The organism is Xylophilus ampelinus (genome assembly GCF_003217575.1).
Lineage (GTDB): Bacteria > Pseudomonadota > Gammaproteobacteria > Burkholderiales > Burkholderiaceae_C > Xylophilus > Xylophilus ampelinus.
In genome coordinates this window covers 32787-57287 of the sequence record NZ_QJTC01000009.1, presented here as the reverse complement: position 1 = coordinate 57287, position 24501 = coordinate 32787, and the positions used below count along the sequence as shown (strand labels likewise).

Annotated in this window: 27 protein-coding genes; 13 read left to right on the top strand and 14 right to left on the bottom strand. The window is 67.0% G+C overall.

The features are described 5' to 3' along the window. Positions 1–33: 33 nt before the first annotated feature. Complete coding sequence (otsA, locus tag DFQ15_RS07785; protein ID WP_110465434.1) at positions 34–1410, top strand: alpha,alpha-trehalose-phosphate synthase (UDP-forming); 1377 nt, start codon at positions 34–36, stop codon at positions 1408–1410. Between the two features lie 95 nt (positions 1411–1505). Here otsA and DFQ15_RS07780 read toward each other — a convergent pair whose 3' ends face one another. From DFQ15_RS07780 to DFQ15_RS07745, 8 genes are all read right to left on the bottom strand, one after another. Next, the gene (locus tag DFQ15_RS07780; RefSeq protein WP_110465433.1) at positions 1506–2453 is read right to left on the bottom strand and encodes an ROK family protein; all 948 of its coding nucleotides are present in this window, start codon (positions 2451–2453) and stop codon (positions 1506–1508) included. 115 nt (positions 2454–2568) lie between these two features. Continuing rightward, positions 2569–2763 carry a DUF2905 domain-containing protein gene (locus DFQ15_RS07775; RefSeq protein ID WP_110465432.1) on the bottom strand — a complete coding sequence of 65 codons (195 nt, stop codon included), beginning with the start codon at positions 2761–2763 and terminating at the stop codon, positions 2569–2571. Between the two features lie 144 nt (positions 2764–2907). Continuing rightward, complete coding sequence (locus tag DFQ15_RS07770) at positions 2908–5229, bottom strand: Ulp1 family isopeptidase (protein WP_110465431.1); 2322 nt, start codon at positions 5227–5229, stop codon at positions 2908–2910. A gap of 212 nt (positions 5230–5441) precedes the next feature. Continuing rightward, positions 5442–6380: an ABC transporter permease gene (locus tag DFQ15_RS07765; protein WP_110465430.1), complete on the bottom strand. Its 939-nt coding sequence runs from the start codon at positions 6378–6380 to the stop codon at positions 5442–5444. Between the two features lie 38 nt (positions 6381–6418). Continuing rightward, on the bottom strand, positions 6419–7279 hold the full coding sequence (locus DFQ15_RS07760) for an ABC transporter ATP-binding protein (RefSeq protein WP_233504343.1): 861 nt from the start codon (positions 7277–7279) through the stop codon (positions 6419–6421). Between the two features lies 1 nt (position 7280). Beyond that, a complete protein-coding gene (locus DFQ15_RS07755) occupies positions 7281–8318 on the bottom strand; it encodes an ABC transporter substrate-binding protein (RefSeq protein ID WP_110465428.1) in 1038 nt (345 codons plus the stop codon). A 241-nt stretch (positions 8319–8559) separates the two neighbouring features. After that, positions 8560–9453: a TauD/TfdA dioxygenase family protein gene (locus DFQ15_RS07750; protein ID WP_110465427.1), complete on the bottom strand. Its 894-nt coding sequence runs from the start codon at positions 9451–9453 to the stop codon at positions 8560–8562. Between the two features lie 157 nt (positions 9454–9610). Continuing rightward, positions 9611–10762 (bottom strand): class I SAM-dependent methyltransferase, encoded by a 1152-nt coding sequence (locus DFQ15_RS07745; RefSeq protein ID WP_110465426.1) that lies wholly within the window; start codon positions 10760–10762, stop codon positions 9611–9613. A gap of 17 nt (positions 10763–10779) precedes the next feature. Between DFQ15_RS07745 and DFQ15_RS07740 the strand changes: the two genes are divergently transcribed. From DFQ15_RS07740 to DFQ15_RS07710, 7 genes are all read left to right on the top strand, one after another. Further along, on the top strand, positions 10780–11571 hold the full coding sequence (locus DFQ15_RS07740; protein WP_233504342.1) for an SDR family oxidoreductase: 792 nt from the start codon (positions 10780–10782) through the stop codon (positions 11569–11571). A 143-nt stretch (positions 11572–11714) separates the two neighbouring features. Next, a complete protein-coding gene (locus DFQ15_RS07735; protein WP_110465425.1) occupies positions 11715–12086 on the top strand; it encodes a dihydroneopterin aldolase in 372 nt (123 codons plus the stop codon). Positions 12087–12135: 49 nt separating this feature from the next. After that, complete coding sequence (locus tag DFQ15_RS07730) at positions 12136–12423, top strand: hypothetical protein (RefSeq protein ID WP_146228674.1); 288 nt, start codon at positions 12136–12138, stop codon at positions 12421–12423. Continuing rightward, positions 12420–12881: a TA system VapC family ribonuclease toxin gene (locus DFQ15_RS07725; protein ID WP_199399836.1), complete on the top strand. Its 462-nt coding sequence runs from the start codon at positions 12420–12422 to the stop codon at positions 12879–12881. Before DFQ15_RS07730 ends, DFQ15_RS07725 begins: the two co-directional genes overlap by 4 nt. After that, the gene (gene ttcA, locus DFQ15_RS07720) at positions 12878–13816 is read left to right on the top strand and encodes a tRNA 2-thiocytidine(32) synthetase TtcA (protein ID WP_110465423.1); all 939 of its coding nucleotides are present in this window, start codon (positions 12878–12880) and stop codon (positions 13814–13816) included. The genes DFQ15_RS07725 and ttcA overlap by 4 nt, the downstream gene beginning before the upstream one ends. A gap of 20 nt (positions 13817–13836) precedes the next feature. Next, positions 13837–14448: a DUF4136 domain-containing protein gene (locus tag DFQ15_RS07715; protein WP_110465422.1), complete on the top strand. Its 612-nt coding sequence runs from the start codon at positions 13837–13839 to the stop codon at positions 14446–14448. 162 nt (positions 14449–14610) lie between these two features. Then, the gene (locus DFQ15_RS07710) at positions 14611–15252 is read left to right on the top strand and encodes a histidine phosphatase family protein (RefSeq protein WP_110465421.1); all 642 of its coding nucleotides are present in this window, start codon (positions 14611–14613) and stop codon (positions 15250–15252) included. Positions 15253–15383: 131 nt separating this feature from the next. Here the strand turns inward: DFQ15_RS07710 and DFQ15_RS07705 are convergent, their stop codons facing one another. Further along, on the bottom strand, positions 15384–16049 hold the full coding sequence (locus tag DFQ15_RS07705; RefSeq protein ID WP_110465420.1) for a DUF4276 family protein: 666 nt from the start codon (positions 16047–16049) through the stop codon (positions 15384–15386). Then, positions 16046–17269, bottom strand: a complete 1224-nt coding sequence (locus DFQ15_RS07700; protein WP_110465419.1) for an AAA family ATPase — start codon at positions 17267–17269, stop codon at positions 16046–16048. The genes DFQ15_RS07705 and DFQ15_RS07700 overlap by 4 nt, the downstream gene beginning before the upstream one ends. 120 nt (positions 17270–17389) lie before the next feature. Between DFQ15_RS07700 and DFQ15_RS07695 the strand changes: the two genes are divergently transcribed. From DFQ15_RS07695 to DFQ15_RS07685, 3 genes are all read left to right on the top strand, one after another. Continuing rightward, positions 17390–18352 (top strand): PhoH family protein, encoded by a 963-nt coding sequence (locus DFQ15_RS07695; protein ID WP_110465418.1) that lies wholly within the window; start codon positions 17390–17392, stop codon positions 18350–18352. A gap of 70 nt (positions 18353–18422) precedes the next feature. Continuing rightward, complete coding sequence (gene ybeY, locus DFQ15_RS07690) at positions 18423–18872, top strand: rRNA maturation RNase YbeY (protein ID WP_110465417.1); 450 nt, start codon at positions 18423–18425, stop codon at positions 18870–18872. A gap of 128 nt (positions 18873–19000) precedes the next feature. Continuing rightward, positions 19001–20377 carry an HD-GYP domain-containing protein gene (locus tag DFQ15_RS07685; RefSeq protein WP_110465416.1) on the top strand — a complete coding sequence of 459 codons (1377 nt, stop codon included), beginning with the start codon at positions 19001–19003 and terminating at the stop codon, positions 20375–20377. 9 nt (positions 20378–20386) lie between these two features. Here DFQ15_RS07685 and dtd read toward each other — a convergent pair whose 3' ends face one another. Then, positions 20387–20833 (bottom strand): D-aminoacyl-tRNA deacylase, encoded by a 447-nt coding sequence (dtd, locus tag DFQ15_RS07680; RefSeq protein WP_110465415.1) that lies wholly within the window; start codon positions 20831–20833, stop codon positions 20387–20389. A 126-nt stretch (positions 20834–20959) separates the two neighbouring features. Between dtd and DFQ15_RS07675 the strand changes: the two genes are divergently transcribed. Further along, entirely contained in the window at positions 20960–21424 is a 465-nt protein-coding gene (locus tag DFQ15_RS07675) for a FecR family protein (RefSeq protein ID WP_110465414.1), read from the top strand. Continuing rightward, a complete protein-coding gene (locus DFQ15_RS07670) occupies positions 21421–22047 on the top strand; it encodes an OmpA family protein (RefSeq protein ID WP_110465413.1) in 627 nt (208 codons plus the stop codon). The genes DFQ15_RS07675 and DFQ15_RS07670 overlap by 4 nt, the downstream gene beginning before the upstream one ends. A 167-nt stretch (positions 22048–22214) precedes the next feature. Here the strand turns inward: DFQ15_RS07670 and DFQ15_RS07665 are convergent, their stop codons facing one another. The 3 genes from DFQ15_RS07665 to DFQ15_RS07655 form a co-directional block, all read right to left on the bottom strand. After that, on the bottom strand, positions 22215–22982 hold the full coding sequence (locus tag DFQ15_RS07665; RefSeq protein ID WP_110465412.1) for an anti-sigma factor: 768 nt from the start codon (positions 22980–22982) through the stop codon (positions 22215–22217). Between the two features lie 62 nt (positions 22983–23044). After that, on the bottom strand, positions 23045–23605 hold the full coding sequence (locus DFQ15_RS07660; RefSeq protein WP_233504341.1) for a sigma-70 family RNA polymerase sigma factor: 561 nt from the start codon (positions 23603–23605) through the stop codon (positions 23045–23047). A gap of 196 nt (positions 23606–23801) precedes the next feature. Then, positions 23802–24392 carry a DUF3455 domain-containing protein gene (locus DFQ15_RS07655; RefSeq protein WP_110465410.1) on the bottom strand — a complete coding sequence of 197 codons (591 nt, stop codon included), beginning with the start codon at positions 24390–24392 and terminating at the stop codon, positions 23802–23804. Between the last annotated feature and the right edge of the window lie 109 nt (positions 24393–24501).

Sequence of the window (24501 nt, the reverse complement as noted above, 5' to 3'; positions counted from 1 at the left end):
GCAGGCGCCGCAGGCGCACCGGGGAGCGTTCCAATGAGTCGGCTGGTCGTCGTCTCGAACCGGCTGGCCGATCCGCGCAAGGCCGCGGCCGGCGGGCTGGCGGTGGCGCTGGGCGAGGCCCTCAACCGCACCGGCGGCATGTGGCTCGGCTGGAGCGGCAACATCGTCGAAGGCGGCACGCCGGGCGAGGGCGAGCTGCACCGCCAGCAGGCCGGCGCGGTGACGCTGGCCACGGTCGACCTGTGCCGCGAAGACCACGACAACTACTACCTGGGCTACAGCAACGGCGTGCTCTGGCCGGTTTTCCATTACCGGCTCGATCTGGCGCATTTCGATGCGAACCACATCGCCGGCTACCGCCGGGTCAACCAGCTCTTCGCCCGCAAGCTGATGTCGCTCCTGAAGGAAGACGACACCATCTGGGTGCACGACTACCACCTGATCCCCTTGGCCGCCGAACTGCGTGCCATGGGCTGCAGGCAGAAGATAGGTTTTTTCCTGCATATCCCGCTGCCGCCGCAGCTGATCCTGGCCGCGATCCCGCAGCACGAGTGGCTGATGCGCTCGCTGTTCTCCTACGACGTGGTCGGCCTGCAGAGCGAGGCCGACGCGACCCACTTCTCGCGCTATGTCGAGAGCGAGCTGGGCGCCGAGGTGCTGGGCGACCACATGTTCCGCGCCTTCGGCAGCACGATCCGGGCGCAGGCCTTCCCGATCGGCATCGACGTGGACGAGTTCGCCGCCCTCACCCATGCCAAGGAAGCCCGGGACACCTACGACCGGATGCGCGAGGAATACGCCCGCCGACGCCTCTTGATCGGCGTCGACCGGCTCGACTATTCCAAGGGCATACCGCACCGGGTGCGGGCCTTCCGCGAGCTGCTGGCCCACTACCCGGAGAACCGCGACAGCGCGGTGCTGATCCAGATCGCCTCGCCCACCCGCGAGAGCGTCGATGCGTACAACGACATCCGCGTCGAGCTGGAGGGCCTCTGCGGCGCGATCAACGGCGACTACGGCGAACTCGACTGGATGCCGATCCGCTACATCCACCGCACCGTCGCCCGCAAGCGCATCCCCGGCATCTGCCGCGCGGCCGCGGTCGGCTTGGTGACGCCGCTGCGCGACGGCATGAACCTGGTCGCCAAGGAATACGTCGCCGCCCAGGATCCGGCCGATCCGGGCGTGCTGGTGCTGTCGCGCTTCGCCGGCGCCGCCGAGCAGATGAAGGACGCGCTGCTGGTCAATCCCTACGACGCGCACGGCACCGCCGAGGTGATCCAGCGCGCGCTGCAGATGCCGCTGGACGAGCGCCGCGACCGGCACCAGAAGCTGTTGCACGGTATCCGGGAGCACGACGTGCACTGGTGGCGGCGGACCTTCCTGGGGGCGCTGGAGCGTTCGCGCTGATTCCTGGCGCGGACGGCGACGCCCCCGCGCCTTTGCTACAAAATCGATAGAGGAAAACCGACCTGCGACGACGGCTGTATTCCGGCTGTATTCCTCTACTCCAGCAACGCCAGCGCCGCGTAATCCCCCACCTTGTCCTGCAGCCCGGCCGGCGCCAGTTCCACGCCCTGCGTCAAGGCCGGCAGATGCGATGCCAGTTCGGCCTGCAGACGGGGCAGCAAATGGTCGCGGTGGTGCCAGAACACGCTGCCGCCCAGGCTGATCTTCTGCAGGTCCATCAGCGCCACGGCGTTGAACAGCGCGCGGCCCAGGATGCGACACAGTTCGTCGACGATGGCCGCGGCCTCGGGCATGCCCCGGCGGGCGGCGTCGAGCAGGGTCGCGGCGTCGTGGAAGCCCTCGGGGGTGAAGCGGCGCGACATCGCGGTGCCGGAGACCAGCGATTCGATGTCGCCCACGTTGCCGCAGCCGCAGGTCGGGCCTTCGTAGCCGCCACTGGAAAAGGTGTGGCCGCCGTGGCCGGCGTTGCCGTTCTTGCCGCGCAACACCCGGCCGTCGACGCAGAAGCCCATGCCGATGCCGGTGCTCCAGGTGACGTAGGCGCAGTCGGCCACGCCCCGCAGCGCGCCCCAGCGGCGTTCGGCCTCCAGCGCGGCGACGCAGTCGTTCTCGACCCGCACCGGCACCCGCGGGCCGAAGCGCGCGCGCAGCGGCGCCTCCAGCGGAAAGGCGATCCAGTCGTTGGGCGTGCCCTGGTCGGCGCCGGCCAGGCCGCCGCAGATGTTGGGAGTGGAGACTTCGACGCAGCCGTCGCGCATCAGGAACGGGCCGGCCGACGACACGCCGACGCCGTCGATCGCCGCCATCTCGATGCCCGCCTCGGCGCATGCATCGCCCAGCAGCCGCAGGATCTGCGTGACCACGGCATCGGACGTGCCCTCCTTGGCGGTGGGCTCCGCGCGGCGGTGCAGCAGGGTCTGCGAGCCGGGCCGCGCCAGACTCACGGCGAGTTTGGTTCCTCCGATATCGACACACGCGCGCATGGGCAGATCGTCCTCGTCTGGTGGGCGGCGCGCTCGGGGTGGCGCCGGTTCGGCCCAGTGTAGAGTGTGTTCCGCACTAGGAGCGCGGGCGGGCCCGGGCTGTAAGCAGATTCGGCTAGACGAACTTGGCGACCCCGCCCGCGATGACACCGATCAGCAGCGTGCTGGCCACCGGCACGTCCCACTCTCGCCCGAAAAGCCGGAATCGCAGATCGCCCGGCAGCCGCCCCAGCCCGAAGCGCTTGAGCCAGGGCGCGGCCCAGCTCAGCAGGATGAGGACGAGGAAGACGGCGACGTAGAGGCGGATCATGGCAGGCGAGATTGTCGCTGTCCTGCCCCGGGGGGGGAATCACCACCAGCGACCGCGGCCCTGCCTGGACACGCCGTGCCTGCGCAACGCGGCCGCCGGGCCTCTGCCCGGTTTTCGCGGGGACGTCGAAGTGCATGACACGCTCTAGAACCTCCCCAACCTGCGTCGCTTATTTTCGGTGACCGTCGACTCGGCCCTTTCCTCGGCACCGCTGTCCGCACGGAATTGCCCGGTGCCGGCAACGACGTCGGCGATGCGGCCACGGTCCGGCTGGATATCGCTCAGGTCCAGACCGCCCGGCTCTTGAAACGTGCCATCGACCACCCGGTGCGCCAACACCTCGATTCCATGGAGCACATGGTCACCGCAGGAATGGCCATCCCGTTGTTGTGCGATCGGCATGCCGCTGACAGGCCCATCGATGCCCATGGCCGTGGCCGCCTTGCGGGCCAATGCGTATTGGTACGTTCCGGTGGCATGCTGGGCATGCCCGGGTTGCACCAGGGAATCGTAGTGGAAGGCTTGGTTGGTACGCCGGTCGATGACGAGCAGCGACCAATGTCTGTTCGTATCGTTGATCGGCAGAAAAACAATGGGAGGGGTGCCGCTGCCGGCGAGACGGCGCAGTACATCTCGCCTCTGTCTGCGATCCTCGGAGACCAGCAGGGCGACCTGCGCCGGGTCGGCGAAGTTGAGTAACTCGGCATTGGGCCGCCCGTCCAGTTGCAGGGCGAGGGCATTGGTGTAGGCGAACAAATGCTCGTCTCCCAGGTAGGAATGGGCCGTCAACCCTCCAAGGCCGGTACTTTCAGCGATCTGAGGCGAGGGCAGATCGTCGACCACGATTCTCTCGGGAGTCGCCACCGGCGTGGCCGTGCGCCATGGTTGCTCGACTTCGCCGGGGGTATCGATGTCATATTCGCGGTACACGCCCTCGTTCAGCGACGACAGTCCGCCGAAAATGGAATCATGGCTACGGGCCGGGTATTGCGGCGTGGCGGGCTCGGTTTCATGCGCCACCGGCGTGGCCGTGCGCCACGGTTGCTCGACTTCGCCGGGGGTATTCAGGTCATATTCGCGGTACACGCCCTCGTTCAGCGACGACAGTCCGCCGAAAATGGAATCATGGCTCCGGGCCGGGTATTGCGGCGTGGCGGGCTCGGTTTCATGCGCCACCGGCGTGGCCGTGCGCCACGGTTGCTCGACTTCGCCGGGGGTATCGATGTCATATTCGCGGTACACGCCCTCGTTCAGCGACGACAGTCCGCCGAAAATGGAATCATGGCTCCGGGCCGGATATTGCGGCGTGGCGGGCTGCGTCGCGTAACCCATGCTTTTCGCGTGCGCATCGACACCCGAAACCAACGATTCGTACGGCAAGCTGCCTGCCTGCTGAACGGACCGATGGGGCCTGTCGGCGGGTACGGGTGTTTCTTGGAAGCGAAGCTTGAAATTCGCGCGAATGGCCGCCTGAAGGGATTCGTTGAACCCTTCAATAACTTCCTTTCCAAGCCGGCGGAGATTCCCGTTATCTTGGTCAACCATTTTGAAAAAAGAAGCTTTAGGTATACTGCCAATTTCACATATTTCTTGAATATCGAGCGATCTGTCGCTGAAATTCTTTGAAATCTCCATGAACTCTTTGGGATTATTCTGAAAATAACTTTTTATCGTTCTCCAGGATGAAATTTTTTTCGCACGGGACTCAACGGCCCGATCAAATTCCCTTCGTTGTTCTGTTGTAAATTGAGACAACAAGCATTTCGCTCCGTTGGCGTCGCTACGCCTACTATTTAACAAATAGGTAGTGATATTAGGAAAATCCTTTCTCAAAGAAGTCATACTTTCTCCTTTTGCATATCTGGGAAGTATTTTTAAAACGCCGTCAATCATATCTTTTTTTTCACTTGATGTGTCTACCACTATGTCTTCTGGTTGTTTTGGTTTTAATTCCACTTCTCTTCCGATAATCACTTCAAGCGCCTGACGCATGAGTTTTCGGTATTTATCATCGGGATTTCTTGCGATCCGTTCTGCTACATGATATGCAATATAGTCGATTTCTTTCTCTTTGAGACTGCGGATTAAATTTACGACCTGCTTCTTTTCGCAGATACGCCCATCGCCCGTTAAAAAAGTACCGACCTCGGGGAAAATTTTTCGCAAAGAAGCAAGGCTTTCTCCGCGGCCGTATCGAGGGATAATTTCGATCAGTTTCTTATATTCGTAGGCGTATCGCTTTTTTAATATCGATACAGGTGCGTGTGGGTGCATCGTATCTGCTGCGCCATCCGTTCGGCCGGGCGACTCGCGCCTGGGGGGCAGGCCCTCCATCGAGAGTTGTAGGGGGAAAAATCTGGCGGAACGTTCACTGCGCTCTGTCGATGGATGAGGATCGCCTGGGTTGTTCGTCGGTTCTGCGAGGCGGCGATATTTGTCTATGTCGAATTTAGAAAAATCGTCCATGATTTCGATCGCTTTGAGTGGTTAGGAAGTCCGAGGATGCCTGCCGGTAATGCATCCTGATTTTTGGAGGCGAATATTTCGCGGCCAAAGCGAAGTACTTCTCCCGAACGGTGGCCGGCGTCGGCGATTCGCTGGGCCGGGCTGGAGTGCCGCGGCCAAGTCTCTGGGTCCGCCGCCGATGCGAGGTCGTGCGGCCTCGCTGCTCTGCGAGCCTACCGCGCCTGCCCCCAACGCTGCACCGTCGCCCGCTCCAGCGTGCGGAAGCCCAGGCCCTCGACCAGCAGGCCGATCAGGATCACCATCGCCAGGCCGGCGAAGACCTTGTCGGTGTAGAGCTCGTTGCGGTTCTGGAAGATGTACCAGCCCAGGCCGCCCTTGCCCGACGAGGCGCCGAACACCAGCTCGGCCGCGATCAGCGTGCGCCAGGCGAAGGCCCAGCCGATCTTCAGGCCCGACAAGATCGACGGCAGGGCGGCCGGCACCAGGATCTGCAGCACGTAGCGGATGCCGGTCAGGCCGTAGTTGCGGCCGGCCATGCGCAAGGTCTCGGGCACGCCCTGGAAGCCGGCGTAGGTCGCGAGCGCCAGCGGCCACAGCACCGAATGGATGAGCACGAACACCAGGCTTCCCTGGCCCAGGCCGAACCAGAGCAGCGCCAGCGGCAGCAGCGCGATCGCGGGCAGCGGGTTGAACATGGCGGTCAGCGTGGAGAGCAGGTCGCGGCCGAACCTGGTCGAGACGGCCAGCGTGGTCAGCAGGAAGGCGCCGGCGATGCCCGCCAGGTAGCCCTTGAGCAGCACCACCAGCGAGATGCGCGTCTTCTCCAGCAGCTCGCCGGTGCCCAGGCCCTCGACCAACGCACGGGCCGTCTGCAAAAAGGTGGGCAGCAGCAGGTCGTTGTCCTGCCAGCGCGCGGCGATTTCCCACACCACCGCCAGCGCGGCCAGGATGACCAGCTTGCGCAGCCAGGCCTGCTGCCAGACGCGCGCGGCCAGCGGCAGCAGCTGCGGCTGCGGCTGCGGCTGTGCGATGCAGGTCAGCGGCTCCAGCGCGCGGTCGATCTCGGGGCGCACCGGCGGCACGCGGCCGCTGCGCACCGCAGGACCGGCGGGGTCCACGTCCAGCGGCTCGGGGGACACGAAGGCGTTCATATGGCGATCTGGAAAGGCGGCTGCCCGGCCGGGCGGATTTAGGGGGCGGCATCGCCAGGGCGACCGTGGCGCGACAGCGCCTCGGCGTCGGCATCGACCGAGCCCGGGCGCGCGGCGGGGCCGTCGGCACCGGCGGCCGGCTCGTCGAACAGCAACCGTTGGATGCGCTGCGCGGTCGCCTGGAACTCCACGCCGCCCAGGCTGTGCAGCCCGAACTGGTGGCTGTTGAGCTCGGCCCGCAGCCGGCCCGGGTGCGGCGACAGGATCGCGATGCGGTTGCCCACCACCAGCGCCTCTTCGATCGAATGGGTGACGAAGATCAGGGTGAAGCGGAACTCGTCCCACAGGCCCAGCAGCTCTTCCTGCATGCGGCGGCGGGTGAGCGCATCCAGCGCGGCGAACGGCTCGTCCATCAGCAGCACCCGCGGCTGCATCGCCAGCGCGCGGGCGATCGCCACCCGCTGCTTCATGCCGCCCGAGAGCTGGTGCGGATGCACGTCGGCGAACTTCGACAGGCCCACCTTGTCGAGGTAGAGCGCGGCCCGCTCGGCCGCCTCGCGGCGGTTCACCCGGCGCGAGGCGAGCAGCGGGAACATGACGTTCTCGCGCACCGTCTTCCAGGGCGGCAGCTGGTCGAACTCCTGGAACACCACCACCCGGTCGGGGCCGGGCCGGGCGACCGGCGTGCCGCCCAGCACGATGCGGCCCTCGGCCGGCGGGATGAAGCCGGCGATCGACTTGAGCAGCGTCGACTTGCCGCAGCCCGACGCCCCCAGCAGCACGAAGCGGTCGGCCTCGTGCACCTCGAAGCCGACGCGGTGCGTGGCCCGCACCACCCGCTGGCGGGTGCGATAGTCGATGCTGACATCTTCGACGCGCAGCAGGGCTTTCTGCGCCATCTCAGTTGCCGCCCGCGGTGGCCGCATCGTCGAAGAAATAGTCCTTCAGGTCGGTAGGCGCGTTCCTGATCGCGCCCACCCGGTGCATGAACTGGCCGAGCGCCAGCGTGTTCTCCGGTTGGATCTTGAACTGCACCTCGGGGTTGCGGATGATCTGCAGCAGCAGCGCCCGGTCGGTCTTGGCGCCGGTCACCTTCAGGTAGGTGTCGGCCGCCTTGTCCGGGTGGGCGGCGATGAATTTCGCAGCCTCGTCGAGGGCGTCGAGGAAGGCCTTGTAGGTCTTCGGGTTCTCGGCGCGGAATTTCTCGGTCGCGTAGAGCACCGTGGCCGAGGCGGGGCCGCCCAGCACGTCGTAGGACTTGAGCACGATCTTGGCATTCGGGTTGCCGGCCAGTTCCTGCTCCTGGAACGGCGGGTTGCCGAAGTGGCCGGTGATCTCGGTGCCGCCCTTGATGATCGCGGCGGCCGCATCCGGGTGCGGCACCGCGACGCTGATCTTGTCGAGCTTCGCGAACGCCTTGTCGCCCCACAGCTTGGCCGAGGCGAACTGCAGCACCCGCGACTGCACCGACACGCCGACGGCCGGCACCGCGATGCGGTCCTTGTCGGTGAAGTCGGCGATCGTCTTCACCGCGGGATTGTTGCTGACCAGGTAGTACGGAAAGTTGCCGAGCGAGGCCACGCCCTTGACGTTCTGCCGGCCCTTGGTGCGGTCCCACAGCGTGAACAGCGGCCCCACGCCCGCGCCCGCCAGGTCGATGCTGCCCGACAGCAGCGCATCGTTGACGGCCGAGCCGCCCGAGAGCTTCAAAAATTCGACCTTGATGTCCACCCCCGCCGCCTTGCCGTGCTTCTCGATCAGCTTCTGGTCCTGCGCCACGTTGAGCAGCAAATACACGATCCCGAACTGCTCCGCGATCCGCAACTGCCCCTCGGCCCGCACCGCGGTCGATACGCCCAGCCCCGCGGCCAGCAGGCCCGCGGCAGTGAGAACGGAGGCCGCCTTGCGGGCGAATCGGCGACGGTGCAGTGTGGTCATGGTGCTCTCTGATGGATGAGTAGAAAAGCCGAAGCGCCGACGCAATGAAAGCGCGTCGGAAAAACAAAAGGCGATGCGCAGCGAGCCGCCCCGATGCGAAGCGAGTCCCCGCGCAGGGGCTTGAAGTGGGGCAGTCGCCGTAGCGAGCGGGCCTAGATCGCGCCGAGGACCGGAGCCGTACTCCCGTACGGTGAGGACCGCAGACGCGAGATCGGCCTGCGCAGCAGGCGAATGCCCCGCTTCAAAAGGGGCGGTCGCCTTCGACGGTGGTGCGGTAGAGCTTGCGCCGCAGATGGTCCGGCGTTCCTGCGGCCAGGTGCATCACCGACCGGTTGTCCCAGAACACCATGTCGTGCGGCCGCCAGACGTGCCGGTACAAGAAGTACGGCTGCACGCTGTGCGCGAACAGCTCGTCGAGCAACGCCCGGCTCTCGTCCTCGGGCAGCCCCAGGATGCGCGTCGTGAAATGCTCGCTGACGAACAGCGCCTTGCGCCCCGTCTCCGGATGGGTGCGCACCACCGGATGGACGGCGGGCGCCACCTCGTCGATCTGCGCCTGCGTCAGCTTCGGCCGCCAGGGGCTCCTGGCCCGCAGCTCCTCGTACTTGGCCAGATAGCTGTGCTCGGCCTGCAGGGGCGCGATGCGCGCCTTGAGGTCCTCGGGCAGCGCGTCGTAGGCGGCGTGCTGGTCGGCAAACAGCGTGTCGCCGCCTTCGCTCGGCAACTCCTGCGCATGCAGCAGCGAACCCAGGCTGGGCTTGTCCTTGTACGACAGGTCGGAGTGCCAATAGTGGCCCGCATCGCCCAGGCCGAGCGGCTGGCCGGCGTCGTTGAGGATGTTGGAGACGATCAGGATCTCGGGATGGCCCGCCAGCTGAAAGTTCTTCAGCACATGGATCTGCAGCGGGCCGAAGCGCCTGCTGAAGTCCACCTGCTCGGCCGGCGAGATGCGCTGGTCGCGGAACACCAGCACATGGTGGTCGAGGTGGGCCTGGTGGATGCGGTGGAAATCGGCCTCTGGCAGCGGACGCGACAGGTCCAGCCCCAGCACCTCGGCGCCCAGGGCGCCGGGCAAAGGCCGGATATCGAGAGACGCCGGAGCCACGACGGGCGAGGGAGTGAGCACAGCGGACATGCGTTCAATGTATGAAGCACCGCGGCTTTTGCAAAACGCTGTTTCCGCGCTTGCTAATGCAGAAACCGACCGACCGACCGACGGGCGGGCGGGCGGGCGGGCGGGCGGGCGGGCGGGCGCCATGCTGCGGCGTGCCGACCTGCGAGCGACCGGAACGCTACAGCCGGTGCGTCCGGTCGCCCCGCGCGAATCCCATGGGCTCCCAGGCGGTGCCGGCGCCCAGGGCCAGCACCTTGAAGAACTCGCCCATCTCGTGCTCGTTGACCAGCTTGGTCGCGGCCGCGCGCTCGGCCGGCGGGGCGGCGTCGAGCAGCGGGCCCAGGCCGCAGTTGTAGAGGAAGCGGGCCTGCGTGGTGTAGCCCAGCACCTCCAGCCCGGCCTCCTGCGCGGCGACGGCGATGCCGGTGAAGTCGACGTGGGCGGTGATGTCCTTGTCGCCCACGTCGGCCAGCGGATCGCCGTCGGCCCGGTGGGCGCGGTGGCACATCACGGTGCCCATGTGGCGCTGGGGGTGGTAGTACTCGGCCTCGGGAAAGCCGTAGTCGAGCAGGAAGGCGGCGCCACGCTCCAGCCGGTCGGCCAGGGTGCGGACGAAGGCCTGGCCCTGGGGTTGAATCTCGGTCAGATAGTCCTGCGGGCCTGCGATCTCGACCGGCGGGCGCAGCTCGGTCGCCCGGTCCTGCCAAGCAAAGCCGCCCTCGGGCGCCAGCACCACGCCGCGCTCGTGCCAGGTGCCGCCGGCCTGCCCGCCGTGGCGGGCCAGCAGCTGGACCGGCATCGCGTCGAGCACCTCGTTGCCGACCACTACGCCCGCGAATTTCTCGGGCAGCGCATGCAGCCACTGCACCGTGTCGCCCCAGCCGGCCAGCCGGGCCTGCTGGCGGGCGCGCAGGCTGCCCGACAGGTCGACGATCACATAGCGGCGCAGCGCCACGCACCGCGCTCGGAGCGCGTCGAGCAACTGGGCGGCCAGCGCGCCGGAGCCGGCGCCGAACTCCCAGACCTCGTCGGTGCCGGTGGCGGCCAGCGCCTCGGCCACCTGGGCGGCCAGGGCGCGGCCGAAGAGCGGTGACAGCTCGGGCGCGGTGACGAAATCGCTGCCCGAGCGGGGCATGGTGCCGAACTTGGGGCCGGCCCGGTCGTAGTAGCCCAGGCCCGGCGCGTAGAGCGCCAGCGCCATGAAGCGGTCAAAGCCGATCCAGCCGCCGGCCCGGGCGATCGCGTCGGCGATGGTGGCGTGCAGCGCATCGCGGTGGTCGGCGGCGTCGGCCGCGGGGCCGGTCGATAAACTCTCGGGTCTCGTCGTCATCCCCGGATTGTCCCCCCGTGCTGCCCGCCCCCACAGACCCTTCGCCCGCCGCACGCACCGTGCTCGTCACCGGCGCGAGCCGGCGCCTGGGCCGCGAAATCGCGCTGGCCCTGGCAGCCAGCGGCTGGCAGGTGGCGGTGCACTATCGGCACTCCGAGGTGGACGCTATCGAAACTATAGCTGAATGCCGGCGCCATCCGCCGGCCGCAGCCCTTTTTCATGCGGATTTGCAGGACGAGGCGGCGGTGCGCGGCCTGGTGCCGCGGGTGGTCGCGCACTTCGGCGGTCTGGACGCGGTGGTCAACAACGCATCGCTCTTCGAGCACGACGATGCGCGGAGCTTCGGCTTCGACGCGCTGGAGCGGCACCTGCGCTGCAACACCGCCGCGCCGATCCTGCTGGCCCAAGCGCTGCACGCGCATTTGCAGACGCGCGGATCGGCGCCGGGGGACGGCGTGGTGGTCAACCTGCTCGACCAGAAGCTGTGGAACCCCAACCCCGATTTTTTGAGCTACACCCTGTCGAAGGCCGCGCTGGAAGCCGCCAACACCCTGCTCGCCCAGGCGCTGGCCCCGGTGCTGCGGGTGGTGGGCGTGGCGCCGGGCCTGACGCTCGCCAGCCACATGCTCAGCGACGACAAGTTCGCCGCCCTGCACCGGCTGTCGCCGCTCGGGCGCTCGTCCTCGGCCGAGGACGTGGTGGCGACGGTGAAATTCGCGCTGGAGAACCGCTCGATCACCGGTACCACCCTGCTGGTCGACGGCGGCCAGCACCTGATGAAGTTCGAGCGCGATTTCAGCTTGATGTAGCTCTCCCCCAGGCTGCGCACTGCGTGTCTTCGCCAACCCCCTTCCGGGGGCGGTGCTGGCGGACCGGCGGAGCCGGATCCGCGGCACCCTCGGAAAAAATACCGCCCCGTTTCTGCCTCCGTTTTTTTTAAGGCTTGTCACCCATGTCCACCACCAAAGGCACCCAGATCCTCACCCTCACCGGCCTGCGCTTCGACGCCAAGCTGGGCATCCTGGAGCAGGAGAAGACCGTGCCGCAGCCGATCCGGGTCGATGCCGAACTCAACCTGGGCACGCAGGACCTGCTGCCGCACGACGACGAAATCCTGCAAGTGCTGGACTACCGCAAGGTACGCAAGATCGTCATCGACGAGTGCACCGCGGTACACGTCAACCTGCTGGAGAGCCTGATCGGCAAGGTGTCGCTGCGGCTGATGCAGCTGCCGGGCGTGCTCGGCGTGCGGGTGAAGATCGCAAAGCTGGAGATCTTCGACGACTGCGAGGTGGCGATCCGGGTGGAGACGGGGCAGTGGTAAGCCGATCTGTCACATTCACACAAAAACATATCCGCACTAAAATGTCGGCATGAGAACCACCCTCGACCTTCCCGATCCCCTGTTCCGTATGCTCAAGGCCCGCGCGGCACTCGACGGCACCTCGCTCAAGGACTTGGTGATCCGGCTGGTGCAGCGTGGGCTGTCCGAGCCGACGCCTGCAGAGCCGACGGAGCGCGCACCGTTTCCGGTGTTGATTCCCGCCACCGGCCAGCCTTTTCCCGTTCCAGCCGAATTGCTGAGCAACGCCGGCCTCATGGAACTGGCCACGGCCGAAGAGGACGCCCGTTCCCTGGCACTGATGCGCGGCCAACGGTGAGCGTACTGACCCTGGGCGACCTGCCCGACGTCAACGTATGGGTGGCCCTGGGTGCGCCCGACCATCCACACCATGCCGCCGCTGCCGCCTACTGGCGTGCGGCCTCCGGACGGCGCCTGCGCTTCTGCCGAACGACGCACCTGGGCATGCTGCGCATCCTGAGCCAGCCCGCGGCGATGCGCGACCGGGCGCTCGACATCCGCAGCGTGTGGCTCGCCGGGCAGCAGGTGCTGGCACAGCCCGGCGTCGCAATGGAAGCCGAGCCCACCGGTCTCGACGCGCTGCTGGCGTGCTGGACCGATACCCTGCGCTGGCCTGCCAGGATGTGGACGGACGCCTACCTCGCTGCATTCGCATCCGCCGCCCATCTGCGCCTGGTCAGCTTCGATGCCGACTTCGCGCGCTTCCCCGACCTGCACTGGCTGCATCTCGCACCCACCCCCTCGGAGGCCGCATGAGCGCCGTCTGGACCCACGAAGACACCCCTTCCGCCGCCACCCTCGCGGCCCCCGCCTCGCACGATTTCAAGATCGAGCGCGAAACCCACAAGCTCGAGAAGCGCCTCTGCCGCGAGATGGGCCGTGCCATCGTCGACTACAACATGGTCGAGGAAGGCGACAAGGTCATGGTCTGCATGTCGGGCGGCAAGGACAGCTACGCGATGCTCGACCTCCTCCTGAAGCTCAAGGCCCGCGCGCCGATCCGGTTCGACATCGTCGCGGTCAACCTCGACCAGAAGCAGCCGGGTTTTCCGGAGCATGTGCTGCCCGAATACCTGGCCAAGACCGGCGTGCCCTTCCACATCGAGAACCAGGACACCTACAGCATCGTCAAGCGCGTCATCCCCGGGGGCAAGACCACCTGCGGCCTGTGCAGCCGGCTGCGTCGCGGCATCCTGTACCGGGTGGCCGACGAACTGGGCGCCACCAAGATCGCGCTGGGCCACCACCGCGACGACATGCTGCAGACCTTCTTCCTCAACATGTTCTTCGGCGGCAAGTTGAAGAGCATGCCGCCCAAGCTGGTGAGCGACGACGGCAAGCACATCGTGATCCGGCCCCTGGCCTACGTGGCCGAGAAGGACCTTGTGCGCTGGGCCGCGCACCGGCAGTTCCCGCTGATCCCCTGCACCCTGTGCGGCAGCCAGGAGAACCTGCAGCGCAAGCAGGTCGCCGAGATGCTGCGCGAATGGGAGAAGAAGTTTCCCGGACGCATCGAGAGCATGTTCGGCGCGCTGCAGAACGTCGCGCCCTCGCACCTGCTCGACGGAACCTTGCACGACTTCAAAGGTCTGAAAGCGACCGGCATCGCCAGCGAGGACGGCGACAATGCCTTCGATCCCGAAACCTTCGCGCCCGCCCGGCCCGCCAGCCTGAGCATCGTGCAGATCTGACACCCATCGGGAGGCTTTCCATGCCGCGCATCTCCGTCGTACTCGCCCTCCTCGCCGCCGCCGCGCTGGCGGGCTGCTCCACCGCCCGCCTGGTCGATACCGACGTTCAGGCGTTCTCCACCGTCGCCACCATTCCGGCCGGTGCCACCTACCGGTTCGAGCGCCTGCCCTCGCAGCAACTGGCCGGCGCCGCCCAGCAGACGCCGCTGGAACAGATCGCCGCCGGCGCGCTGGAGCGGGTGGGCCTGAGGCAGGACGAGGCCAACCCGAAGTACAGCGTCCAGGTCGGCCTGAGCGCCCGGCGCGAGATCAGCTACGACCCGTGGCGCAGCGGCCCGGGATGGGGCTACGGCGGCGGCTTCTACGGCCGGCGCTACGGCTACGGCGGGTTCGGCGGCTACGGCTACGGCGGCGGATGGGGCTTCCCCGACCGCATCCTGTACCGGCAGCAGATCAACCTGCTGGTGCGCGACCTCTCCAGCGGCACCGTGGTCTACGAAACCCATGCCGACCACGACAGCCTGCAGCCCGCCGACGCGCAGGTGCTGGCGGTGATGTTCGACTCGGCGCTGCACGGCTTCCCCCACGCGCCGTTGGGCGTGCGCCGGGTCAACGTCGAGATTCCGCGCTGACCGGCTGACCGGCCGGCCGGCGCAAAGCGCCGCATCGGCCGAGTCGCACGCCGGTCACCTTCGGGCCGATCGCCGGCGCAGAAAACCCGGGCCGGCTGCTATCCTGAGGCGCACCGCCTGCCGGATGCGACGCCACCCCCGGCGGCGCAGCAGCCCGCCTCTATGCACGCCACCCGCATCATTGCCATCCGCCACGGCGAGACTGCCTGGAACGTCGACACCCGCATCCAGGGCCAGATCGACATTCCCCTGAACGACACCGGCGAATGGCAGGCCGCGCGCCTGGCCGAGGCCCTGGCCGACGAGCCGATCGCCGCCGTCTACGCCAGCGACCTGCTGCGCGCCCACCGCACCGCCGAGCACGTCGCCCAATCGCAAGGCCTGCCGGTGCAGGCCCGCACCGGCCTGCGGGAGCGCGCCTTCGGCAGCTTCGAGGGCCTGACCTTCGACGAGATCCACGCCACCCTGCCCGACGACGCCCGCCGCTGGCGCACCCGCGAGCCGGCCTTCGTGCCCGGCGGCACCGGCGAATCGCTGATCGTGTTCCGCGAGCGGGTGGTCGAGACGGTGCATGCGATCGCCGCCCGCCACCCCGGCGAGCAGGTGGTCGTGGTCGGCCACGGCGGCGTGCTCGACGTGCTCTACCGCGCCGCCACCCGCCAGGAGCTGCAGGCGCCCCGCACGTGGAAGGTGGGCAACGCGGCGATCAACCGGCTGCTGTGGACGCCGGACGGGCTCAGCCTGGTGGGCTGGGCCGACGACGCGCATCTGGCGCGGGGGGAGTTGGACGACGGGACGGTGTAGGAACGGTGGAAGTTTCTAAGCCTTTTAAGGCTGCTGCTGATTGGATCGCCTGCCGTGTACGGCCGATAGGAACCTGTTGCTACGCCAAACAGACCAAGGTCGTTGTGCCTCAATAAATTCGTGCCTCTGCCTTAAAAATTGCCGATAGCCGGCTTGGATTTGCCAACCTCGTCAAGAAGTCGTTCAACTCCTGAAACCAACTTACGCAAGCTGGGTGATGGAGCGTCTTGCAAATTAAGATGCGGAACGATGCGCTGCGCCCACTGCATTTTTGTCAACCCCGTCACGGTATCAGGAGGAATGCCGATGGACCCGGCCAGCCGTTCGCTAGCACCAATAATCGAGTCTGGCAAAATGCCGGTTAACTTCGCCACTTTAAGTTTTCCTGGATATGCTTTCTTCATCGCTGGAATATCAGCGATGAACCAACTTTCGGTTTCTTCAATCGCCAGCCTAAAAAGAACTCGAGGGACGGGGGCGGGTAACGCCTTAAGCATCTGCTGCAAATCCGATAAAAGCGAGTGGCACGGCGTGTCGTCCACGTCCACGACAACCAGCACCGCAGCATTTTGAGGCAACGATTTACCCCATCCGCGCAGCTTGGCAGGCAGCACGTCAAGCAGGCCCTGATGCCTGATTTCAGGAGGTTTAAGAGGATTGGTTGGCAGACGTCCTTTACCCCGGTGTGCATGGATCCGAAAGTTAATATTTTCGGCAAGTCCAAATCTTCTAGTCAGTACCTCTCGAACGGCCGGCACGTCCGATGCGCCTTCGACGCAAACTTCGATCCAACTCATGGATTGCCAATCCCAAAATGGTTGCTGTACCAAAGACTTCCCATTGGAATACCTTCATCGAACAAAGCCTGTATATCCGGGAGGTCTGCAGCCCTGGTTAGGGTTGAAAAACCATCGTCCTTTTTGTCAAGAATCCAAACCTCCTGCGGCGTTAGTGCATCCACAAAGTTTGGTGAATGCGTTGTAACCAGCACCTGTGGGCCCTTAGCTTGACTAGAAAACGCCTTTAATTCACCAGCCAACAACATGAGCAGTTGGTGATGCAGCCCATTTTCTGGCTCCTCGATACCTACAAGAGGTGCCGGATCTGGATCCTCCATCAGCAATAGATATGCCAGCAGTTTCAAAGATCCGTCAGACATGTCTTGCTGAAAAAACGGCTTGTCATAGCCCTTGGAATGAAACTCCAAGAGCAATCTTCGATCGGGGGCACGCGTCCATTTAATCGCTTCAATTCCTGGAAGCTTCTGCGCAATCAGGTCAAGCGCGGCTTTGAACCCGCTAGGCTTTTCTCGCTCGATGTACTGCAAATACTTGGCTAAATTGTCACCACGACGATTCAGGTGTGGATCGGCTCCGGCCATAGGCTGGCTACGTGCCAGCTCTGGCACAAAATACGAAAGGTACCATCCAGCAAGAAACTCGCGAAATGCGCCGATACGCGGATGATCGACCAAGGTCCCCAGTGTCGATATACCAAGTACCTGGCGGTCGCTCATCTTGACGGTAGAACGCTCCTTTCCTTCCTTGCCATCTAACTCCTGACCAGTACAGGCATAGCCTTCGCCATGCTCCAGTTCCAAGAACGTGTAAGGTGGCCCATTAGGACTACCGAAACGGCGCTGCCTCAGTCTTTCGTACACAACGACAGTTCGGCCGTGCTTATCGAGATCGATGTGCAGGCTATAGCTGATCGGACGCTCACTTGCTATGCGTCGATAACGAACTTCAAACTTGATCGGTTCGTCAGCCCCCAATGTTCGGATTCGCTCAAATCCACCTCTGTGCGGCTTGTCGCAAGCAGCTTCAACGCCCTCCCCTAAGCAGTCTCCCAAAAATCCAAGTGCGTCGAGTAATGTTGACTTGCCCACACCATTGGCGCCGATCAACGCGACCAATCGAGGCAATACATGTACCTTTCGCCGCTCAAAGGTCTGGCCTAACGTCACGTCTTTTAGCGACCGAAAATTTTGAATCCGAATCCCTTCAAGAATCGCCATATCGTTCCTTCGTTCTATGCATGTATTCGACGTGCCGAGACACTCACGCCTACCGGCACATTCATATGCACCGACCTCTTCAGAGGCTGTGACAATACCAGTCCTACCCGCAAGTCCCCCATGATCGCCCGCCACACCTTCACCCCCCTCAACAACGCCCGCCTCGCCAACCTCTGCGGCGCGATGGACGAGCATCTGCGCACTATCGAGCGCGCGCTGGACGTGAAGATCGCGCACCGGCACGAGCAGTTCAAGATCGACGGCCCCAAGGCCCGTGCGCAGCAGGCGATGGAGGTGCTGCAGGCGGTCTACGAGATGGCCGAGCGGCCGGTCGCGCCCGGCACGCTGCAGCTGATGCTGGCGGGCGATGCGGCGACGGCCGAGCTTCCGGGCGGCGACATCACCCTGACCACCCGCCGCACCGACCTGCGCGCCCGCACGCCCACCCAGGCGACGTACCTCGAGAAAATCGCCGGCCACGACATCACCTTCGGCATCGGCCCGGCCGGCACCGGCAAGACCTACCTGGCGGTGGCCTGCGCGGTGGATGCGCTGGAGCGCAGCGCGGTGCAGCGCATCGTGCTGACCCGGCCGGCGGTGGAAGCGGGCGAGCGGCTGGGCTTCCTGCCCGGCGACCTGAGCCAGAAGGTCGACCCGTACCTGCGGCCGCTCTACGACGCGCTCTACGACCTGATGGGCTACGACCGGGTGCAGAAAGCCTTCGAGCGCAATGCGCTCGAGATCGCGCCGCTGGCCTTCATGCGCGGCCGCACGCTGACCAACGCCTTCGTGATCCTGGACGAGGCGCAGAACACCACGCCCGAGCAGATGAAGATGTTCCTGACCCGCATCGGCTTCGGCGCCAAGGCGGTCGTCACCGGCGATGTGAGCCAGATCGACCTGCCCAAGGGCGCGATGAGCGGCCTGATCGACGCCGAGCGGGTATTGAAGCGCACCAAGGGCATCGCGGTGACCCGCTTCACCACCGCCGACGTGGTGCGCCACCCGCTGGTCGCGCGCATCGTCGACGCCTACGACGCCGCCAGCCGGCCGAGCGCGGCCGCCGCCCGGCGCCGCGACTGATCCGCCCACGCCTTTGCTATCAATTAAATAGCTATAGGTCGGCGAACGGCGCCGGCTGGAAGCCGATTTCATGTTGAATCCACTGTCGCTCTCCTTGCAGTTCGCCCGCTTCCATGACGCGTCCGTGCACCGGGCCGCCCTGCCTCGCCACCGCGTCGCGCGCTGGATCCGCCACGCGCTGGAGGCCGAGGGCGAGATCACCGTGCGGATCGTCGAGGCCGAGGAAGGCCGGTCGCTCAACCGCAGCTACCGCGGCAAGGACTACGCCACCAACGTGCTGACTTTCGACTACACCCGGGAGCCGGTGGTGACCGCCGACCTGGTGCTCTGCGCGCCGGTGGTGGCGCGCGAGGCCGCCGAGAACGGCAAGTCGCTCGAGGCGCACTACGCCCACCTGCTGGTGCACGGCACCCTGCATGCCCAGGGCTGGGACCACGAGACGGGCGACGAAGACGCCGAGGCGATGGAAGCGCGCGAGGTGGAGATCCTGGCCGCCCTCGGCTATCCCAGCCCGTACTGAGCGCGGCACGAAACCTGCAGTGCACGGGCTCCGGCCAGGAGGCACCCGCGCCCGGAGGCGAAAACCGTTTCTGATAGGGTCAAGCCCATCGGCCCCAGGCCTGTACCGAACGGACGCCACCCTTCGCGATGACCGCCCCCGCCATTCCGCCCGAAGCGCTCGACGAGAGCCACTACCGCCGCGCCCTGGGCGACTTCTGCGATGCCCGCGTCGTCAGCGCCCACGACGCGATCTATGCGGTCAACGGCACCAAGCTGATCGAGAAGGGCGCGCGGATCGACCGCAACCTGTACGACCGGCTCCTGCAGCACCGACTGAGCGAATCGATCGACCAGCACATGGCGGTCGAAGGCATGCTGGGCCTGCCCGAACTGGAGACGATGGCGCGCGGCCTCTGCACCAGCGCCCCGCTGCCCCGGCGGATGGCCGCCCGGCTGGGCACCCCCGACCCGATGGTGCTGCCGCTGCGCGCGGTGCCGTTGCCGGCGCCGGTCGCCCTCAAGCTAACCCTCATGCGCGACCAGCACCCGGCGCTGCTGCAGCAGGGCCTGCAGGCGCTGCTGGTGGCGCTGTACCTGGGCACCCGCCTGAAGCTGCCGGCCGCGCAGATGCAGTCGCTGGCCGCCGCCAGCCTGCTGCGCGACCTGGGCATGCTGCACATGGACCAGGTCTGGCTGCAGGCCCAGCGCACCATGGCCGACGCCGAGCGCCGCCACCTGCGGGCGCACCCGATCACCTCGATGATCCTGCTGCGCGCCCAGAAGGTGTATGCCGAAGATGCGGTGACCGCCGTCTTCGAGCACCACGAGCGGCTCGACGGCAGCGGCTATCCGCGCGGCGCCAAGGCCGCCGACATCTCGCCGCTGGGGCAGGTGCTGCTGTCGGCCGAACTCGTCGCCGCGATGGCGCACAAGTTCGGCGAGGCCTCGCCCCACCACCTGGCGCTGGTGCTGCAGCTCAACCAGCGCGCCTTTCCGAAGGTGCTGACGGCCGAACTGCTCGGCCTGCTGCAGGACGCGATTCCCGTCGCGAGCGCGGGCGACGCCGAACTGGCCGCCCACCAGTTGCGCCTGCTGGCCGAGGCGTTCGAGCAATGGGCCGACTGGAAGGCCGCCCTGCCGACCGGCCCGGGCGATTCCCCCGCCCACTGGATGGCCGCGCGCATGGCCGGCCTGCGGCAGATTTTGATCGAAGCCGGCACCCACCCCGACCAGCCGGCCTACCTGCTCGACCAGGGCGGCGGCGACGACCAGCAGGTGGCCGAAGCGGTGGTGATGGGCCGTGAAGCGCTGTGGCAGCTCACCAGCATCTGCCGCGAATGCCTGCAACGCTGGCCGCACCTGGCCGCCGCCGGGGGCGCCGCGGCCCCGGCCCGCAAGGGCGATGCGGCGGTGGCGGCCTGGTGCGCCTGGGTGCAGCAGCGGCTCTCAGGCGCCGCACCCGCAGCCGCAGTCGCAGCAGGCCTCCGCGCCGACGGCTCCGGCAGCGGAGAACCGGCACTTTAGAGCCCGGCGCTACGCCGGGCGTACCGTCAGCGGAATGGTCACCGGCCCGTCGTTGACGAGCTGCACCCGCATGTCGGCGCCGAAGCGGCCGGTCTGCACCACCGGATGCAGCGCGCGGGCCCGGGCCACGAAGTGGTCGTACAGCCGTTCCCCCTCGGCCGGCGGCGCGGCGCGCGAAAAACCGGGGCGGGTGCCGCCGGAGGTATCGGCCGCCAGGGTGAACTGGCTCACGACGAGCAGGCCGCCCGCCACCTCTTGTACGCTGCGGTTCATCTTGCCGTCGGCGTCCGGGAAAATGCGCAGCTTCAGGAGCTTGGCCAGGAGCCGCTCGGCTTCCGCGTCGGTGTCGCTCCGCTCGGCGCAGAGCAGCAGCAACAGCCCGTGGCCGATCCGGCCGACCGGCTCGCCACCGATGCGGACTTCGGCTTCGCTCACCCGCTGCAGCAAACAGATCACCGGCAGGGCCCGGCCGTAGGCGTCCGGGTCGGCGCAAAATCGAGGCAGAATGCAACAAAAAGCAACAAGATCATATGGATTGCAGACTGACGTAGCATTCGCGACCGCATGTGTGAGGAGCAGACCATGAAGATTACAAGCCTTTTATCCCTGGTGGCCGTCTTTGCGGCCACGGCCGCAGGTTCCGCCGCGGCCCAGCATGTCCGCGCAGGCACCGCCAAGGTCGTCGGCGGCGCCGTGATGGTGCAGAACGCCAGGGGCGAGCGCCCGCTGCAGTCGGGCGATGCGCTCAACGCCGCCGACCGCATCGTCACCGGGGCGGACGGCTCGGCCAGCGTGGTGCTGCGCGACGGCTCGGTCATGGTCATCGGGCCGCAGAGCCAGATGGAGCTGAAATCCTTCGCCTTCGACTCGACCACGCACGACGGCAACATGGGCGTGTCGCTGCTGCGCGGCACGATGCGCATGGTCACCGGCCTGATCGGCAAGAAGCGGCCCGAGGCCGTCCAGGTGGAAACACCCACCTCGACCGTCGGCATCCTGGGTACCGACTTCATCGTCGAAGTGGCCGAGGCTGAGGCGGCCAAGTGAATCTGCGCCCCCTGTACGCCCCGGCCCTGGTGGCCCTGACGGTTCTGGCCGCCGGCTGCGCCGCCCCGCCCCCACCGCCGCCCGCGGGTCCCACCACCCGGGTGGTGCTGCTGCCGCAGGAAGACGGCTCGCCGTCGGCAGTGGTGCTGCGCTCGGGCGATGCGCAACTGAAGATCGACACGCCGTATGCGCAGGCCAGCGCCAGCGCCGGCAAGGCGCCGCAGGTACAGCAGCTCGAGGCGGGCGCGGTGCGACAGGGCTATGCGCCGCTCTTCTCCAGCGCGCCGCCCAAGAGCCAGCGCTTCGTGGTCTATTTTTTGACCGGCACCACCAAGCTGGCGCCGGAATCGGCCCGCACCATCGGCAACGTGCTCGACACCGCCACCCAGTTCCCGGGCGGCGAGATCCTGATCGTCGGCCATACCGACACGCTGGGCGCGACCGAACTCAACGACACGCTGTCCCTGCGCCGGGCCAACGAGGTGCGCGACATGTTCGTCGCGCGCCGCTTCCCGGCCAGCCGGCTCGAGGCCGCCGGGCGCGGCGAGCGGGAGCCGGCAGTGCCGACCCGCGACAACACCGCCGAGCCGCGCAACCGGCGGGTCGAGATCATCGTCCGCTGAGAAGGCGTGAGCGAACCTGCTGCGCAGCCCGATCGCGCGCCTGCGGTCCTCACCGTACGAGAGCACGGCTCCGGTCCAAGACGCGCACTCGGGCTTGCTCGCTGCGGTGCTTTCACACCTTCTCAGGGAAAGCCAACCCTGCGCCGGCGCAGCACGCGTACTACCTGCTAGGTCGTAACCTTGACCGCGCGGCCGCTGAACCGGATCGGCCCGGTCGGCCGGTCGAGCGGCGAGCCGCCCGCGGGCTCCAGCGTCAGCTCGAACAGCTGGTCGGGCTGCAGCGGCGGCAGCCGGTCCAGCGGGATGCGCACCGCATGGCCGGGTTCCACCAGGCCCAGAGAACGCGGTCTGTTCCAGCCGTCGGCCTTGGTCCAGAACTGCAGCGTCTTCTCGGTCGGCACTGCGGTATCGGCGAGCGGGATTAGATCGAGCTGCCGACGGGCGCCGGCCTGCACCACCCAGCCGGCCGACTGCCCCTGCGGTGCGACCAGCACCACCATGTATTCGGGCATCGGCACCGGCGCCTGCAGCTGGCGCACCAGCAGGGCGGCCAGCACCGCCGCGGTGGCGAAGCCTGCACCGCTCAGGCCGCGCCATACCGGCAGCGACCGCCACCAGCCCGGCCCGGCAGCGGGACGTGCGGCGCCCTCGCGCCGCGGTGTCGGCTCCGGTGCGGCGCCGATGCGGTCCACGCTCTGAGCGATGCGGGCCCAGACGCCGGGCGACGTTTCCACCGGCGGCACCAGGGCGACCAGGGGCAGCAGGCGCGCCTCCCAGCCTTCCACGGCGGCGCGCAGGGCGGGCTCGCGCTCCATGCGCTGCTCAACCCTGCAGCGGCTTTCGGCCGACAGCGTGCCCAGCACATATTCGGCCGCCAGCGCACGCATCGCGTCGCGGACGTCCTGCGGTTCGGGAAGTGGGACGGTCGTACTCATGGTGGCGGCCTTTCGTGGCCGGGGATGAAACGGCGCCATCGCGCTGCGGGAGACGGACCGGCTCATGCCATGCACTCCCGCAAGGCGCCCATGCCGCGCTGGATCCAGGCCTTCACCGTGCCCAGCGGCGTGCTGAGCCGTGCGGCGATCTCGCCGTGGGAGCAACCCTCCAGATAGGCATACAGGATGCACTCGCGGCGCGCGGGTTCCAGGCGCAGCAGACACGCCTGCAGCCGGCCCAGGTCGGCATGCAGCTCGAAGGCGTCGCTGGCGCGATGGGCCTGCAGCGCCGCCTCGTCGTCGACTGCGGCGGCCGCCTCCTCGTCCAGCGCCACCTCGCGGACACCAGCCCGCACCCGGTTCAGGGCGGCATGGCGTACCACGCTGTAGATCCAACCGCGGCCTTCGCCCCGGGCGGGGTCGAAGCTGGCAGCACGGCTCCAGATCGACACGAAGGCGTCGTGCAGCACGTCCTCGGCCTGTTGGCGCTCACGCACGATGCGCAGAGCCACGCCCATCAGGAAGCGCGACTCGCGCTCGTAGATGCCCTGCAGGGCAAGACGGTCGCCACGGGCGCAGGCCAGCAGCGCGGCGTCGTGGTCGAAGATGTCGTTGGCGGGCACGGGTCGGCGGCGGCGAGAGGGATCGGCCCCGATGCACGCCACGGCGGCCACGGGGAGCGGACCTGCCCATGGTAGTGCAGTGCATCGTAGATGCCGCTTCCGATCACGACCGTTGCCGAACGATTGCGGACCGCCGCCGTTGCGGAGACCGCGCAAGCACCGCGGCCCGAGCTGCGGCGGCATATCTCGATCGTGCTTACGCGGCCTTCCAGAAGATATAGTCGGCCTGGTACTTCACCGTGCTTTTCTGGCCCCGGGTCATCGCGGTGCAGGGCTTGTCGGCCGGTGCCACGCCGCCCTTCAGGGCCACGCGCTGGATGTAGGTGACGCCGGTCAGGGCGCCGACGCCCATCGCCGGGTTGGCCTTCACCAGCTGGTACGGCAGGTTGCCGGCACCGGCGGGGGCCACGGCCAGTTGGGTGGCGGTGAGCTTGGAGCCGTCGTTGGCTTCCCAGGTGGCGGGCGGGCCGTAGTACTTGCCGACCTGCTTGCCGGCGCGGTCCTTCAGTACAGCGTCGGGGCCGACGAAGACCCATTCGGTCTGACCGGGCATGCCGACCTTGTCGCGGCATTCGTAGGTGATGTCGCCGCTGCCGACGGTTTCCCATGCGACCTTGTTGCCGGCAGGCACCTGCACCGTCGGCGGCAGGCTGGCCTGCGAATAGGGGACGGTAGGGCCCATCGGCGCCATCGAGCCGCAGGCGGCCAGCAGTGCGGCAGTGGCCACGGAGCCGAGCACGGCGGAGGAACGGGCGAAAACGCGACGGGTGGGGGACAGGCTTTGCATGGTCTTCTCCAGAGGTTGATGACAGCAGCTTGTGGTGCCGCTGCCGGTACTACCCCCGGCGGATGCGGACGGATGCATCCCGCGCAGAAAAAATTTCCGCGCCGCCCTC

Coding starts and splice junctions, on each gene's coding strand:
- DFQ15_RS07770 (WP_110465431.1), bottom strand. CDS start 5,229: ATGGACGATTTTTCTAAATTCGACATAGACAAATATCGCCGCCTCGCA.
- DFQ15_RS07715 (WP_110465422.1), top strand. CDS start 13,837: ATGCCGCGCATCTCCGTCGTACTCGCCCTCCTCGCCGCCGCCGCGCTG.
- DFQ15_RS07760 (WP_233504343.1), bottom strand. CDS start 7,279: ATGGCGCAGAAAGCCCTGCTGCGCGTCGAAGATGTCAGCATCGACTAT.
- DFQ15_RS07750 (WP_110465427.1), bottom strand. CDS start 9,453: ATGTCCGCTGTGCTCACTCCCTCGCCCGTCGTGGCTCCGGCGTCTCTC.
- DFQ15_RS07780 (WP_110465433.1), bottom strand. CDS start 2,453: ATGCGCGCGTGTGTCGATATCGGAGGAACCAAACTCGCCGTGAGTCTG.
- DFQ15_RS07755 (WP_110465428.1), bottom strand. CDS start 8,318: ATGACCACACTGCACCGTCGCCGATTCGCCCGCAAGGCGGCCTCCGTT.
- otsA (WP_110465434.1), top strand. CDS start 34: ATGAGTCGGCTGGTCGTCGTCTCGAACCGGCTGGCCGATCCGCGCAAG.
- DFQ15_RS07675 (WP_110465414.1), top strand. CDS start 20,960: ATGAAGATTACAAGCCTTTTATCCCTGGTGGCCGTCTTTGCGGCCACG.
- DFQ15_RS07730 (WP_146228674.1), top strand. CDS start 12,136: ATGAGAACCACCCTCGACCTTCCCGATCCCCTGTTCCGTATGCTCAAG.
- DFQ15_RS07655 (WP_110465410.1), bottom strand. CDS start 24,392: ATGCAAAGCCTGTCCCCCACCCGTCGCGTTTTCGCCCGTTCCTCCGCC.
- DFQ15_RS07710 (WP_110465421.1), top strand. CDS start 14,611: ATGCACGCCACCCGCATCATTGCCATCCGCCACGGCGAGACTGCCTGG.
- DFQ15_RS07705 (WP_110465420.1), bottom strand. CDS start 16,049: ATGAGTTGGATCGAAGTTTGCGTCGAAGGCGCATCGGACGTGCCGGCC.
- DFQ15_RS07685 (WP_110465416.1), top strand. CDS start 19,001: ATGACCGCCCCCGCCATTCCGCCCGAAGCGCTCGACGAGAGCCACTAC.
- DFQ15_RS07665 (WP_110465412.1), bottom strand. CDS start 22,982: ATGAGTACGACCGTCCCACTTCCCGAACCGCAGGACGTCCGCGACGCG.
- DFQ15_RS07745 (WP_110465426.1), bottom strand. CDS start 10,762: ATGACGACGAGACCCGAGAGTTTATCGACCGGCCCCGCGGCCGACGCC.
- DFQ15_RS07695 (WP_110465418.1), top strand. CDS start 17,390: ATGATCGCCCGCCACACCTTCACCCCCCTCAACAACGCCCGCCTCGCC.
- ttcA (WP_110465423.1), top strand. CDS start 12,878: ATGAGCGCCGTCTGGACCCACGAAGACACCCCTTCCGCCGCCACCCTC.
- DFQ15_RS07765 (WP_110465430.1), bottom strand. CDS start 6,380: ATGAACGCCTTCGTGTCCCCCGAGCCGCTGGACGTGGACCCCGCCGGT.
- DFQ15_RS07700 (WP_110465419.1), bottom strand. CDS start 17,269: ATGGCGATTCTTGAAGGGATTCGGATTCAAAATTTTCGGTCGCTAAAA.
- ybeY (WP_110465417.1), top strand. CDS start 18,423: ATGTTGAATCCACTGTCGCTCTCCTTGCAGTTCGCCCGCTTCCATGAC.
- DFQ15_RS07735 (WP_110465425.1), top strand. CDS start 11,715: ATGTCCACCACCAAAGGCACCCAGATCCTCACCCTCACCGGCCTGCGC.
- DFQ15_RS07775 (WP_110465432.1), bottom strand. CDS start 2,763: ATGATCCGCCTCTACGTCGCCGTCTTCCTCGTCCTCATCCTGCTGAGC.